The organism is Blautia massiliensis (ex Durand et al. 2017) (genome assembly GCF_001487165.1).
In the GTDB taxonomy this organism is placed as follows: Bacteria; Bacillota; Clostridia; order Lachnospirales; family Lachnospiraceae; genus Blautia_A; species Blautia_A fusiformis.
The window spans coordinates 582,709-596,489 of the sequence record NZ_LN913006.1 but is presented as its reverse complement, the minus strand read 5'-3'; the positions used below and the strand labels follow the sequence as shown (position 1 = coordinate 596,489).

The 13,781-nt window shown below is 45.7% G+C and carries 11 protein-coding genes; 4 read left to right on the top strand and 7 right to left on the bottom strand.

The window, feature by feature from the left end; genetic code table 11:
• Nucleotides 1-93 precede the first annotated feature (93 nt).
• Both BN3261_RS03740 and BN3261_RS03735 read left to right on the top strand, forming a co-directional pair.
• Complete coding sequence (locus tag BN3261_RS03740) at nucleotides 94-1,002, top strand: LysR family transcriptional regulator (protein WP_059085489.1); 909 nt, start codon at nucleotides 94-96, stop codon at nucleotides 1,000-1,002.
• Nucleotides 1,003-1,218: 216 nt separating this feature from the next.
• The gene (locus tag BN3261_RS03735) at nucleotides 1,219-2,601 is read left to right on the top strand and encodes an alanine/glycine:cation symporter family protein (RefSeq protein WP_021650672.1); all 1,383 of its coding nucleotides are present in this window, start codon (nucleotides 1,219-1,221) and stop codon (nucleotides 2,599-2,601) included.
• 107 nt (nucleotides 2,602-2,708) lie between these two features.
• Here the strand turns inward: BN3261_RS03735 and BN3261_RS03730 are convergent, their stop codons facing one another.
• The 3 genes from BN3261_RS03730 to BN3261_RS03720 all read right to left on the bottom strand — a co-directional run bounded on the left by BN3261_RS03730 (nucleotide 2,709) and on the right by BN3261_RS03720 (nucleotide 6,046).
• A complete protein-coding gene (locus BN3261_RS03730) occupies nucleotides 2,709-3,212 on the bottom strand; it encodes a gamma carbonic anhydrase family protein (RefSeq protein WP_059086860.1) in 504 nt (167 codons plus the stop codon).
• Between the two features lie 87 nt (nucleotides 3,213-3,299).
• Entirely contained in the window at nucleotides 3,300-4,331 is a 1,032-nt protein-coding gene (locus BN3261_RS03725) for a LacI family DNA-binding transcriptional regulator (RefSeq protein WP_059085488.1), read from the bottom strand.
• 224 nt (nucleotides 4,332-4,555) lie between these two features.
• Nucleotides 4,556-6,046: an AAA family ATPase gene (locus BN3261_RS03720; protein WP_015524474.1), complete on the bottom strand. Its 1,491-nt coding sequence runs from the start codon at nucleotides 6,044-6,046 to the stop codon at nucleotides 4,556-4,558.
• Nucleotides 6,047-6,324: 278 nt separating this feature from the next.
• Here BN3261_RS03720 and BN3261_RS03715 point away from each other — a divergent pair, with 278 nt between their 5' ends.
• Entirely contained in the window at nucleotides 6,325-7,698 is a 1,374-nt protein-coding gene (locus BN3261_RS03715) for an MATE family efflux transporter (protein WP_015524473.1), read from the top strand.
• Nucleotides 7,699-7,820: 122 nt separating this feature from the next.
• Here BN3261_RS03715 and BN3261_RS03710 read toward each other — a convergent pair whose 3' ends face one another.
• The 3 genes from BN3261_RS03710 to BN3261_RS03700 are packed head-to-tail and all read right to left on the bottom strand — an operon-like array spanning nucleotide 7,821 to nucleotide 10,218.
• On the bottom strand, nucleotides 7,821-8,201 hold the full coding sequence (locus BN3261_RS03710) for a prenylated flavin chaperone LpdD (RefSeq protein WP_015524472.1): 381 nt from the start codon (nucleotides 8,199-8,201) through the stop codon (nucleotides 7,821-7,823).
• Entirely contained in the window at nucleotides 8,186-8,755 is a 570-nt protein-coding gene (locus tag BN3261_RS03705; RefSeq protein ID WP_059086859.1) for a UbiX family flavin prenyltransferase, read from the bottom strand. Before BN3261_RS03705 ends, BN3261_RS03710 begins: the two co-directional genes overlap by 16 nt.
• Nucleotides 8,752-10,218 (bottom strand): UbiD family decarboxylase, encoded by a 1,467-nt coding sequence (locus tag BN3261_RS03700; protein WP_015524470.1) that lies wholly within the window; start codon nucleotides 10,216-10,218, stop codon nucleotides 8,752-8,754. Before BN3261_RS03700 ends, BN3261_RS03705 begins: the two co-directional genes overlap by 4 nt.
• A gap of 171 nt (nucleotides 10,219-10,389) precedes the next feature.
• Here BN3261_RS03700 and BN3261_RS03695 point away from each other — a divergent pair, with 171 nt between their 5' ends.
• On the top strand, nucleotides 10,390-11,265 hold the full coding sequence (locus tag BN3261_RS03695) for a LysR family transcriptional regulator (RefSeq protein WP_059085487.1): 876 nt from the start codon (nucleotides 10,390-10,392) through the stop codon (nucleotides 11,263-11,265).
• 10 nt (nucleotides 11,266-11,275) lie between these two features.
• On the opposite strand, the gene feoB is transcribed toward BN3261_RS03695, so the two are convergent.
• Complete coding sequence (feoB, locus tag BN3261_RS03690; RefSeq protein ID WP_059085486.1) at nucleotides 11,276-13,654, bottom strand: ferrous iron transport protein B; 2,379 nt, start codon at nucleotides 13,652-13,654, stop codon at nucleotides 11,276-11,278.
• Between the last annotated feature and the right edge of the window lie 127 nt (nucleotides 13,655-13,781).

Sequence of the window (13,781 nt, the reverse complement as noted above, 5' to 3'; positions counted from 1 at the left end):
GATGATAGGATGTATTGTAAAATATGCATATCAGGAAGTCAAATTCATATTATACATAAAAATTATGCCAAAATGGAATAGTTGGAGGAAAACATGAACTATCATGAACTGAAGTACATTCTCTGCATTGCCAAATATCAGAATCTTACAAAAGCCGCACAGGAGCTTTATATTTCCCAGCCAACCCTGACCAAGCATCTCCAGAAACTGGAACGAGAAATGGGGACCAAGCTGTTCAGCCGCAGCGGAAACAGCTATACACCTACCTTTGCGGGCCGCAAATATATGGAGTATACCCGAAAGATCCTGCAGATACAACAGGACTGGGAAAAAGAGCTGAAAGATCTTACAGAAAATAATGAAGGAGAACTGAATGTTGCTTTCCCACTGATGAGGAGTACCTGTATGGTTCCTCAGATCATGACCTCTTTTTTTCAAAAATATCCTAAAGTAAAGGTCAATATCCTGGAAGAGGCATATTCTATCCAGGAAAAACTTCTGCTCAATGATCAGCTTGATTTTGGCATTTTCAATGAAGTACATAAACACCCCAAGCTGGAATACGAACTGCTGAAAAAAGAAGAAATCCTTCTGATCATGCCTCCGGAGCACCCATTGGCTGCTGCCGGCAGTGTATCCACTCACGGCATATACCCGAAGCTTGATCTCTCACTTCTGGCAGAAGAGCCTTTTATCCTGCATTTTCCAGAACAGACTACCGGACAGCTTTCGCTGGAAGCATTGAAAGCTGCCCATATCAAGCCTTATGTGCCAATTCAGAGCCGCAACACAGAAACCTGTGTCAAACTCTGCATGCAAGGACTTGGTATGTGTTTCACCCCGGAAACCTATGTTCAAAATATGGACCTCCCTGTAAAACCAGCCTGTTTTTCCATTGGTGAAGATGGCGTCTTCAGCACACTGACAATTGCATACCGAAGAGGTACCTATCTCCCACAGTACGCCCGGGATTTTATATGTACTGCGAAGAAGGTCCTGTAGTGTTTTGATCAACATATATTGAAGCAAAAAATCTTCTGTTCAGAGGGAATATTTTTATTGCATTATTCTGAATATTCCTGTATAATTGACACAATAATCAAAACTTAAGAGCGTAACGTACAAGGGCGTACAGCACATATTTCCTGTGTCTGTACGCCTTTGTGTTATTTCTGCAGTCCTGCGGATATTTCGCTTTGAGAAAGGGAGGAGATTTCTATGATGAATGCAATCGGAAGTGTGATAAACCAGATCGACAGTCTGGTGTGGGGCTGGTGGATGATCATTTTACTTCTGGGCACCCATATTTTCATGACCATCCGTACCGGTGTGATCCAGCGTAAGATTGGTACCGCCATTCGCCTGTCTGTCACCAAAGATACCAATGCGGAAGGTGAAGTAAGCCAGTTTGGCGCCCTGACAACAGCCCTTGCTTCCACTATTGGAACCGGAAATATCATCGGTGTCGGTACTGCCATTGCTCTTGGCGGTCCCGGTGCAGTCCTCTGGTGCTGGCTTACCGGTGTCTTCGGAATCGCCACCAAATACAGTGAGTCTCTCATCGCTGTAAAATACCGCGTCAAAACCAAAGACGGCCGTATGCAGGGTGGTGCTATGTATGCCCTAGAGCGCGGATTAAATATGCGCTGGCTTGGTCTGATCTTTGCCTTTTTCGGTGGCTTTGCTTCCTTTGGAATCGGATGTGCTACCCAGGTCAATGCCATTGCAACGGTATGTAATGAGAACCTTCATATTTCGCCGGCAGCGATCGGCATTGCTGTGGCAGTTCTTACTGCCCTTGTTATTTTCGGCGGGATCAAATCCATCGCCAATGTATGTGAACGTCTTGTTCCGTTTATGGCATTTTTCTATGTGATCGGATGTATCATCATCCTGGGGATCAATTTCGATTTTATCATTCCCGCAGTAAAAACCATCTGCAAATTTGCTTTTACCCCTGGTGCTGCTGCAGGAGGTCTTGTAGGACGTGGTATCATGATGGCCATGCAGTATGGAATCGCAAGAGGACTTTTTTCCAATGAATCCGGTATGGGTTCTGCCCCCATCGCCGCTGCTGCCGCACAGACAAGAAATCCGGTTCGTCAGGCTCTCGTTTCCAGCACCGGTACATTCTGGGATACCGTTGTGGTATGTCTGATGACCGGTCTTGTTCTGGTAACCAGTATTATGAAAAATCCTTCGATCGACATGGGAAATATCACTGATGGCGGTGTTCTTACTACACTGGCTTTTCAGCAGATCCCGGTTCTTGGTCCTGTGATCCTTGTAGTGGGTATCATTTCCTTCGCATATTCTACAGTCCTTGGATGGGCATATTATGGCGAGCGGTGCGTGGAGTATTTCTCCGGCAAAAAGGGACTCATCCCCTATCGTGTGCTGTATATTGCGGTAGCTGCCATCTCCCCTGTTATTTCTCTGAACCTGGTATGGACCGTAGCGGATATCCTGAATGCACTGATGGCTATTCCAAACCTGATCGCAGTACTACTGCTTTCCAATGTGATCGTAAAAGAGACCAAAAAATATATCAACGATCTGGATGCACGGGATGACACACCGGTGGAAGTGATCGATAAATAAAAAAACGATAAATATAAGCATTTTATATAACAAAGTTACAGCTCCGACTGCTTCTCATATTACAAAGCAGTCGGAGCTGTCCGTTTACAAATGTCTTCTTCACTTTTTTATAATACATCCTGTGCTTTCATCTCTTCGGACACAGCAAGATATTCTTTGCTGTTTTCCACGATACCAAGCTTCTCTTCCCAGGTAAGATTTCGTTTGATCCTGGCCGGACTTCCCATTACCAGAGAACCATCCGGGATCACCGCATTTTTAGTCACAAGACTGCCGGCTCCTATGATACAGTCGTTTCCGATCTTTGCACCATCCAGGATCACGGCTCCCATTCCGATCAATGTCCGGTCTCCGATGGTACATCCATGGATCACCGCATTATGTCCCACAGTAACGTTGTTTCCGATATGGACCGGCATGTTGTGGCTCACATGAATGGTACAGTTTTCCTGGATATTTGTTTCTTCTCCGATCACTACCGGCGCATCATCCCCGCGGATCACCGCATAATATAATACACAGCTGTCACGGCCGATCGTTACATTTCCAAGGATCACAGACTGCTTTGCGATCCTGGCACCTTCTGCGATCTTTACATTTTTATAATTCATTTTTCCTCCTGAATCTGCTTTCCCTGTACAGGATTCTGCCATATGATATTTCTGATCATGGGTTCTATACGCAACAGCAATTCCTTTTTAATCCATATTATATTTCGTCCGGATCACAATATCTGTATACTGGTATTCCTTTTCCGGTGCCTTGCTGTCAAAGAGAAGCTGGAACAAAATAATCACCGGAGAATGTCCCTGTACAGCCGCATCCTGACCGATAAGGAAATTGATCGTCCCCTCTTTCAGCCATTTCAGATTTTCTTCCAGGAAATCATTGGCGATCACATGCATGGTTTTATCCTTTCCAAGCTTCTGCAAGGTCTGGCAGACACCCTTTACACCATGACCCGTAATATAGATCCCGGTCAGCTCCGGATAAAGCTCCAGAAATTCTTCCACGATCTTGGATGCCACCCATTCGTCATCATAAGAATACCTTATATCCACGATCTCGATTCCCGGAAAGCTTTCTTTAATCTCTGTCGTAAATCCTTTCTGCCTGCTGATCAGACCAGGATTGGCAACCTGTCCGGAAATTATGGCAACCTGCCCGTTTCCGCCTGTCATCTCCCACATCAGGCCTGCTGCCGTACGACCGGCCTGAAAGGTATCCTGTCCCACAAAGCATAACCTTTTTGTATCTTCCAGATCCGCATTAAAGGTAACTATCGGAATTCCATACTCTTCCTGATACTGATCGATCCTCGCTCTCAAAAGCTGATCCTCTGATGGAGTCAGCGCGATTCCATTAAACCCCTTTTCCCGGAGTTCTTCCATTGCAGCCATTACTTTTTCCGGTTCCACACCTTCGATCTCATAGATCTTTACTGTTCCGCCAAAGCTCTCCACTTCTTCTTTTGCTTCCAGGACCCCATTTAAAACCTGCTGCATAAAAGGAGTCTCCATATACTGAAGGATCACACCGATACGGATCTTTCTCTTTGCCATGGCAAGAGCACGACCGGCACGGCTGGGCTGGTATCCCATCTCCCGGGCGATCCTTTTGATCCTTTCCTCTACTTCCGGGCGGATACGGCCTCTGTTGTTCAGTGCCCTGTCCACAGTGCCTCTTGAAACTCCTGCTGCTTCCGCAATCTGTTGTAATGTTACTGCCATATTTTACCCTCCAAAACCTCTCCTGTGCGCTTTGTGTTCACGCGCACGCTCTTTGTCCCATTATACACATTTACACTTTCTCAGGCAATCCCTGATTTCATTATTTTTATAATTTTCCTTTACGATCAGACAGGCCCGGCATAAACAGGTGCATTCCCTCAGCCAAAAATGCTTCCGAAAAAATCTCCGGAAGCATTTTTATCATTGCAAAACAGATCCCTTTGTCAGTCCAAAAGCTCCTGTACCATCTCGGGAGTAAAGGTTACAGCCTTCACATGATCCACCTCGATCTGATACAGGGCATTGGCCGCAATATGCTCCGCAGCCTGCTCCAGATCACGGATTCCTGTGGTATCTTCAAATTTCTTAATTACTGCGTCCAGCGCCTCATCTGTTACGATACATTCTTCCTGTTTCAGGCTCATACGTTTCAGAACCTTGGGAAGCGCAAATCTGGAAAAGATGATCTTCTTTTCCTCCGGTGTGTAATCAGGAATATCGATCACTGCAAAACGTGACATCAGAGGTGCGCTGATCTGTGCCTTATCATTGGCTGTGGCAATAGGATAGACACCAACTGTCGGAACCATACATTCCATATAGTTATCTGTAAAACCAAGATTATCCAGCAGTGTCAGAAGCACGTCTGCCGGATTTCCGTTTCCTTTACCTGATGCAGCCTTGTCAAGCTCATTGATGATAAATACCAGATTGGATTCTCCTGCCATGGAAAAAGCCTCCATGATGATTCCAGGCTTGGCATTTGCATAAACACGAGAGCTTCCTGTAAGCTGTTCCGGATCATTGATCGAACTCATATCCAGGGTTGTCCACGGCATTTTCAGGATTCTTGCAACTGCATAAGCGATCTGAGATTTACCGGTACCTGCAGGTCCTACAAGAAGCAGTCCGTAGGCAGGAAGTGTATGAGTACGATTAATCTGAATGATCGTCTCAATGATCCTCTGTTTTACACGCTCCATTCCATAAAGCTCCTCATCCAGGATACGGCGTGCTTCCTTCGGATCAATAGACTCAAAATAATTATGCTTCCACTGAATATTCATCATGATGGAAAGTGCTCTCTGGGCATGGCGTCTTTCCTCCTGAGAAACCTCATGAGAACGGGCAACTGCCAGATTTCTTCTTGCCCAGAGACGGATATTATCCGGCATAGTCTTTCCGGCACAGTTCATAAAGTCGGTGATACTCTGAATACTGGTAAGCTTCATATCGTCACCGTCTTCTTCCTCCTCATCGTTCTCATTTTCTTCTGCCGGCGCACTGCTTGCAAACAGACGCTCGATCATAAACTGAAGAAATCCGTCCTCAGCAGAAAGCTTGGTGCCTCCGCCAAAAGCGATCTCGCGGATTTTGTAAACGGCATATCCTTCTTCTGTATTCTGTCCTGAAAGACGGATGTTGATATGATTTTCTCCGAGCCATTTGATCAGGCTTGTAAAACGGGAATCGATCTTCAGGATGTCTGCCGGAAAAACACCGTCCTCTTCCTTAAACTCAAATGCAGTCTGCTTCGCAGGATTGGAAAAATATCCGCAGGAATGATGTTTCCACTCTCTTTTGCTGTTATCCAGGATCAGCACCGGTTTCTCCGGTGTGGCTTTTGTTTCATTAGAACGAAATGTTGTATATGTGCACTGGCTTTTTGTCTCTTTTTTATCTGCCGGCGCTGCGCTGAAATCAAAAACTGGCATATTTTTTACTCCTCTTTCTCTGAAAAATATCTTCATTCAGTTTATCATGGATTGGAAATCTCAACAACTGCTGATATGGTTTTTTATGCATTTTTTATATTCGTCATTTTCCCGTAAGTTGTTTAAACAGTTCCACAGTTTGCCGATTGACACTGCCTGTAAACTATGTTATCGTGCAATCATGTCTGCTTTCATTTTTTACAAAAGCTGACACAGTTACCATGTATGTGATCTACTGTTTTTCACGTCATTGTAATTGTATTTTTTGGGAGGAGGAAATGAGAAATCAACTTTCACAGCGGGATGATTTTTATCCACAGATCGTTAAGCTTGTCATCCCCATCATCATTCAGAACCTGCTAAGTGCAGCAGTAAATTCTGCCGATGTTATCATGCTGAACTTTGTAGGTCAGTCATCCATCTCCGCAGTATCTCTAGCAGCGAATTATTCCAATGTCCTGTTTATGGTATATTACGGTCTTGGTACGGGAGCCACCCTGCTTTGTGCCCAGTATTATGGAAAGGGAGATTACAAAGCCATTCAGATCATCGAGGGAATCGCTCTTCGTTTTTCCATGATCATCTCTGTTCTCGTGGCGCTCGTTGCATTTACCATGCCGCAGATGATGATGAAACTGTTCACCAATGATCCGAAGCTTCTGGCCATTGGTTCTTCCTATATCCGCATTATGGGTATCACCTATATCTGCTGGGGTATGACGGAGGTTTATCTGGCTGTTCTTCGAAGCATTGGACGGGTGACTACCAGCATGGCGATGAATATGCTGGCCTTTGGACTGAATATCCTTTTGAATGCGACTTTTATCTTCGGATTGTTCGGAGCACCCAAGCTTGGTGCTACCGGTGTAGCTATTGCTACTGCACTTTCCAGAATGATCGAGCTGATCGCCTGTTTTATTGTTTCTGCTTTCAGCAAAAATGTCCGACTGGATCTCCGATGTATGTTCACAAAAAACAAACTGCTGTTCAGTGATTTCGTGCGGCTTTCCCTGCCGGCTCTTGGCAATGATATTTCCTGGAGTATTGGTTTTTCCATGTACTCTGTGATCCTGGGGCATCTTGGTACGGATGCGGTTGCTGCCAATTCTCTGGTTGTAGTAGTCCGTAATATCGGCTCTGTTTTCTGTTTTGGTATTGCCAGTGCAGGAGGTATCCTTCTAGGCAATGTTATGGGGCAGGGCGATCTGGAACGTTCCAGGCGTTATGCTTCCAAAACACTGAAGCTTACTGTTATTGCAGGTTTTTTGGGCGGACTTATCGTTCTTGCCATCACACCGTTCGTAATGAGATTTGCGTCCCTGACACCCACTGCCATGCATTATCTGAAATATATGCTTCTGATCAACAGCTACTATATTATGGGGTCTGCCGTAAATACAACCCTGATCGCTGGTGTGTTCCGGGCAGGTGGTGATACAAAGTTTGGTCTGATCTGTGATACCATTGATATGTGGGTATATGCAGTACCCCTTGGATTCTTCACTGCTTTTGTACTGAAGCTGCCGGTTATGTGGGTGTATTTTCTGCTCTGTACGGATGAATTTGTGAAGTGGCCATGGGTGATCAAAAGGTATCTCAGTGGGAAGTGGGCTAAGAATATTACCCGCGAGAATATATTTGAAAATAAATAGAATACAGAAACATTTTAGACGGCTGGAATCTGCGTTATTTTTCAAAAATTCGCTGTTTGAGCGAAGAAAGTTTCGGACTTTTGGAAAATAACTTTAGCAGGTTCCAGCCGTTCGTTACTCAACTACCGCTGCAGTCCTTCTATCACCATCTCTGTCAGACGCACAACACTTCCCTGCACCTCCCGGATCTCTTTCTCCGAAATACCATCCTTATGAAATCCCCCGGTGCAAACCACTCTCTTTCCCAGCTCTTTCGAAACCTTCTCCGCCATCCACCGGCAGATCACCTCGTCCTTATGTCCCGGAAAATTCAAAACTGAAGAAGTCGCACTCACAGAACCATCCCCTGTCAGAGACACTCTCGGTTCCGTCTGCACCACACATCCCAGATGAGGTCTCTCTCCGCCTTTCAGACAGATAAGCACATCCTCTCCGATAAATGCAGCACTGACCTCCAGCTCACAGCCTGCAGTCTCCACACACTCTTTTATAATCCATTCCATCTGCGATACTCCTTTGCTTCGATCCCAAACGGTTCCAAAAGCTTTGCTGCAATATGATACACCATATCATCAATGCTCTCCGGTTTATGATAAAACGTCAGCATCGGCGGAATGATCCGCACTCCCGGAAGCATGGAAAGCTCATAAAGATTTCGGAGATGAATCCCGCTTAACGGTGTTTCTCTGGCTGCCAGCACCAGTATTCTCTGTTCCTTGACCGTCACATCTGCCGCACGCAGAATAAGATTATCTGCATAGCCACTGTGGATCCCCGCGATCGTCTTCATGCTGCAGGGCACGATCAGCATCCCCTCTGTTTTGAAAGAACCACTGGCCGGTTTTGCCCCAATTTCTCCCGGTGCACATACATGATCTGCCAATCGTTTCACATCCTCCGGTTCCAGCTCCGTCTCCTGGCGAAGAGTCAGCTCTGCACTGGAACTCATGATCAGATAAGACTCAAAATCCGGATTCTCCCGGATGATCTCCAGACATTTTACAAGGAGCGGCAGGCCGCTTGCACCTGTCGCACCAACTATAATTCTCTTTTTCATTTTTTCAGCCATTTCTCCGGATCCAGTTCCATAAAACGGGCTCTGTGAAAATCTTCCTTCAGATCATAAGGCACCGTACAGTCAAAAATAGTCTTGCATGCAATTCCATGATCACGAATACTTGGAGAAAATGCAGGATCATTGGACGGATCAAGAGGATGACAACGGACACCCGGAATGGTGATCACATCCACATCCCCCTGGAATCTCGTATTCATCGCCCAAAGTACGTCATTCATATCAAAGCAGTCCACATCTTCATCTACCAGAAATACATTTTTCAGCTCACTGAAGGCGGAAAATGCAAGAAGTGCAGCCTGACGCTGTCTTCCCTCATCACTTTGAGAAAGCTTTTTAAACTGAAGGACAGCCATATACTTTCCACCTCCGGCACTGCTGCAGTATACGTTCTGAAGTCTTCCAGGCATTGCTTTTTCCACCATGCCATAGATGCTGGCCTCTGTAGGGATTCCCGCCATGGATACGTGCTCCTCACTTGGCCCGATACAGGTCTGCATGATCGGATTTTCACGATGTGTCACTGCTGTAACCTTGATCAGCCAGCACTGATCACTTGCAGGCCCTGTATATCCCGGAAACTCCGGCATGGCGTATCCGGTATTGCTGTTCTGATCTTCCTTTACACGCACACCCGGGATCACTTCTCCCTCGATCACGTATTCCGCATTGGCGATGGCACGCTCGTTAACGGTTAAACATTTACAGAGTTTCACCGGCTCTTTGCGCAGTGCACCGGCTACAGACAGCTCATCATACCCCAGTGGTGTTGTAGGTGGCTCAAAACAGGAACCGATCTCAATAGCAGGATCAACTCCGATACTGATAGAAATAGGCAGCCTTTGTCCCAGCTCCTCAGCACGCTCTGCCATTGCTCCGATATGTCTGGCACCAGGTGTAAAGAAAATGGAAAGCTCATCTTTTCCCTGAATGCAAAGACGATGAATGGTCACATCGTGAACTCCAGTATCCGGGTGTGTGGCGTAGCACATGCCAAGTGTGATATACGGGCCCGCATCATCCGGTGTGTTCGTTGGCGCAGGAACCAGCTTATAGAGGTCAAAATCTGGATCTGCTGCCTTATGCACCACCTGCTGACACGGTGCATCGCCTTCAAGATCGACTGGTGGAATTGGATTCTCCACGCTTTTGCAGAGCATCTTTCCAAGATTTTCCGGCTGAGTGTCAAGTAAAGCAGCAACTCTTTTTCTGCTTGCCAGAAGACCGATAGCTACCTTTGCATCCGGGTGTCCTTTTATACGATTAAAGATCATGGCAGGTCCTTCCTTTGTGGGACGCTTCACCGTTCCACCGGCTCCTACATAACGATATACCCCTGCAAGCTCTGCCATCGGATCAACTTCCACCTCTGTTTCGATCAGCTGATCTGGCATCTGCTCCAGAAGTGCCAGAGCACTTCTCAGATCTCTTACTTTTTCTGCCATAAAAAACCTCCTGCGTTATCTTTATATTACTGTTCACTCCGTTCTCAGTAACATCTTTATTTTCTTATGTTATTTTATCTCTTTTTTACATGGTGAATCAATTCTTTCTATGATATAATTGTTTCCAATATGGAATGATTCGTCACTATTTTCTAAAAGGCAGGTGTTACCATGACTCTTGAACAGATCGACTATTTTATCTGTGCAGCTCAGTCCCGGACTTTTTTTGATGCTGCAGAAGCTATGCATATCTCCCAGTCCTCCCTTTCCAAGCAGATCATGAAACTGGAAAAAGAACTGGAGCTTACCTTATGGGACCGCAGCAAGCGTACTGCTGTGCTTACTCCTGAAGGAGAGTTTTTTTACAAAGAAGCACTTAAGATTTCCAGACAGTATCATCGTTCTCTGGAAGCAGTGTACCATTTTAAGGACAGTAAGCTCCAGGCACTTCATATTGGAACACTTCCTTTTCTTTCTCAGTACCGTCTTACTTCTGTGATACACAGTTTTTGTGATACACACCCGGAGCTTTCTTTTTCTCTGAAAGAGGTAGAAGACGAAGAACTTCTTTCCGGTCTTGAAAAAGACTTTTTTAATCTGATCTTTGTACGAAAACACATGATAGACCCGGAACTCTATACTTTTCATGCTCTCACAGCAGACCGTCTGGTTGCTGTTTTTCCTGAAGCTCATCCCTCTGCGTCCAAAAAATCGGTCTCTCTTTCCGAACTGAAAAAAGAATCTTTTATCCTGATGCCTCCGCACACTTCCATTTACCGTTTCTGTATGCAAAGTTTTCATAATGCAGGGATCCACCCTCAGCTTCTGCGTACTGCCCGTGCAGAATCTATTGTCAGCGCAGTGGAAATTGGCGAAGGGATCAGTCTTCTTACAGAAAGCAGCTTTCAGTTCTTTCGTCAGCCTTCGCTTGTTGCTATCCCGGTTAATGGACTGGAAAAGCTATCTGTTGGAATTGCCCATAAAAAAAATATGGCTCTCACAACCTCTGCAGAATGTTTTCTGCAGTTTGTGAAAAGCCATATGTAAGGTATTTTTTCTATAATCCAAGCATCATTCCCACACCATGTACCGCAAACGCAACGATCCATGCAGTGGCACACTGTACTGCTACAATACCAGCGGCAGCTCTTACAGTTCCCATCTCCCGACGCACAGTTGCAATAGCTGCAACACAGGGTGTATAGAGCAAGGTAAAGATCAAAAATACGTAAGCAGTAAACGGTGTAAACAACGTCTGAAGCAACGCCGTATTTCCGCCCAGAAGGACTGTCAGCGTAGACACAACACTCTCTTTTGCCATAAAGCCCGTGATCAATGCGGTGGATACTCTCCAGTCACCAAAGCCCAGCGGAGCAAAAAGTGGTGCCACGATGCTTCCGATCTGTGCCAGAAGGCTCTGATCTGTGCTGGTAACAAGGTTAAGACCTGCATCAAAGTTCTGCAGGAACCACACGATCAGCGTTGCCGCAAAAATAATTGTAAACGCTTTCTGGATAAAGTCCTTCGCCTTTTCCCAGATCAGCTGTCCTACACTTTTTGCAGAAGGAAGCCGGTAATTGGGAAGCTCCATGACAAACGGAACCGGCTCTCCCTTATATTTCGTCTTTTTCAGGATCAGCGCATACAGGATCCCGCAGAGAATTCCTGCAAAATAAAGGCTGATCATCACAACTCCTCTCCACTGCTTCGGGAAAAATGCACTGGTGAGAAGTCCGTAGATTGGAAGCTTGGCACTGCAGCTCATAAACGGAGTAATCAGGATCGTCATTTTCCGGTCACGTTCACTGGATAATGTTCTGGTTGCCATAATGGCCGGCACCGAACAGCCGAATCCGATCAGCATCGGCACAAAGCTTCTTCCGGAAAGTCCGATCTTTCGAAGGAGCTTGTCCATAACAAAGGCTACACGAGCCATATATCCGGTATCTTCCAGGATTGACAGGAAGAAAAACAAAGTAACGATCGTAGGAAGAAATCCGATCACGCTTCCGATACCGCTTAAAATTCCATCCACAACCAGTGACTGCAGTACTGAGCTGACACCTGCCACCTCCAGTCCCCTGCCAATAAGTGCAATTACCCAGTTCACGACCATAGTCATTCCGTCTGAAAGCCAGGCTCCCAGATAATTAAACGTCATCACAAATACAATTGCCATAATTCCTACAAAACAGGGAATTGCTGTATATTTTCCGGTAAGGATACGATCTATGGCGACACTTCGTTTATGCTCACGGCTTTCTGCCGGTTTTACCACAGTTTTCTCACAAAGCTTTTCAATAAAATTGAAGCGCATGTTCGCAAGAGCTGCCTCACGGTCCAGACCGCCATCCTTCTCCATAACATGTACCAGCCCATCAAGAACCTTTTTTTCACCTTCAGGCAAAGCCAGACGTTTTTCGATCAGAGAATCTTTCTCTACGATCTTCGTAGCTGCAAAACGTACAGGAAGTCCTGCTTTTTTTGCATAGGGTTCGATCAGATGTACGGCTGCATGGATACATCTGTGAAGTGCGCCTACCGGATCCTTCGGTGACTGATTGTCAGTACAGAAATCAATTCTTCCTGGTGCTTCTCTGTATCTTGCAACATGGACTGCATGATCGATCAGCTCATCAATTCCTTCATTCTTCGCTGCTGAAATAGGTACAACCGGAATTCCTAAAATCTCCTCCAGTTCATTGATCCGAACAGAGCCTCCATTTGCCCTTACCTCATCCATCATATTTAAGGCCAGCACCATTGGGATTCCAAGCTCCATCAGCTGCATGGTAAGATAAAGATTTCTCTCAATATTGGAAGCATCTACAATATTAATGATTCCTGTCGGCTTCTCATTCAGCAGAAAATCTCTTGTTACGATCTCCTCGCTGGAATACGGGGAAAGTGAATAGATTCCAGGAAGATCCGTTACCGTTGCCTCCGGATGCCTCCGGATGCTTCCTTCTTTCTTGTCAACAGTTACACCCGGAAAGTTACCAACATGCTGATTGGAGCCTGTCAGCTGATTAAAAAGAGTTGTCTTTCCACAGTTCTGATTACCTGCCAGTGCAAACGTGATCGGTTCCCCTTTGGGAATCGTATCACCGATCCGGTTCTTGCGATAATCTCGAGCCTTTCCAAGTTCTCCCACACCAGGATGAGCAATCGGCTGATGCCGTTCATTTTCTTTCTTCGTTTCCGTCATGGATTCGATCGATACGATCTCAATCTTTGCAGCTTCCGCCAGCCGCAATGTCAGCTCATATCCGCGCAGCACAAGCTGTACCGGATCTCCCATAGGAGCTGTTTTACGAAGAGACACTTCTGTCCCCGGTGTAAGCCCCATATCCAGAAGATGATGTCTCAGCTCCCCCTCGCCACGAACACTGATGATTCTGCCACATTCTCCAGTCTTTAATTTGTCCAGTGTCATATTGTCACCTCATCATAAGTACAATTTACATGGTCAATACATATATCTGTATTATCCACTGGTACATCGTTTCGTAAATAACTATATCAATCGGATTCACAGACAAGTGAATGGTATAGTTATTTCA

Bases quoted from the DNA above. Each gene is read 5' to 3' on its own strand.
- BN3261_RS03740 (WP_059085489.1), top strand. From the start codon at position 94: ATGAACTATCATGAACTGAAGTACATTCTCTGCATTGCCAAATATCAG.
- BN3261_RS03735 (WP_021650672.1), top strand. From the start codon at position 1,219: ATGATGAATGCAATCGGAAGTGTGATAAACCAGATCGACAGTCTGGTG.
- BN3261_RS03730 (WP_059086860.1), bottom strand. From the start codon at position 3,212: ATGAATTATAAAAATGTAAAGATCGCAGAAGGTGCCAGGATCGCAAAG.
- BN3261_RS03725 (WP_059085488.1), bottom strand. From the start codon at position 4,331: ATGGCAGTAACATTACAACAGATTGCGGAAGCAGCAGGAGTTTCAAGA.
- BN3261_RS03720 (WP_015524474.1), bottom strand. From the start codon at position 6,046: ATGCCAGTTTTTGATTTCAGCGCAGCGCCGGCAGATAAAAAAGAGACA.
- BN3261_RS03715 (WP_015524473.1), top strand. From the start codon at position 6,325: ATGAGAAATCAACTTTCACAGCGGGATGATTTTTATCCACAGATCGTT.
- BN3261_RS03710 (WP_015524472.1), bottom strand. From the start codon at position 8,201: ATGGAATGGATTATAAAAGAGTGTGTGGAGACTGCAGGCTGTGAGCTG.
- BN3261_RS03705 (WP_059086859.1), bottom strand. From the start codon at position 8,755: ATGAAAAAGAGAATTATAGTTGGTGCGACAGGTGCAAGCGGCCTGCCG.
- BN3261_RS03700 (WP_015524470.1), bottom strand. From the start codon at position 10,218: ATGGCAGAAAAAGTAAGAGATCTGAGAAGTGCTCTGGCACTTCTGGAG.
- BN3261_RS03695 (WP_059085487.1), top strand. From the start codon at position 10,390: ATGACTCTTGAACAGATCGACTATTTTATCTGTGCAGCTCAGTCCCGG.
- feoB (WP_059085486.1), bottom strand. From the start codon at position 13,654: ATGACACTGGACAAATTAAAGACTGGAGAATGTGGCAGAATCATCAGT.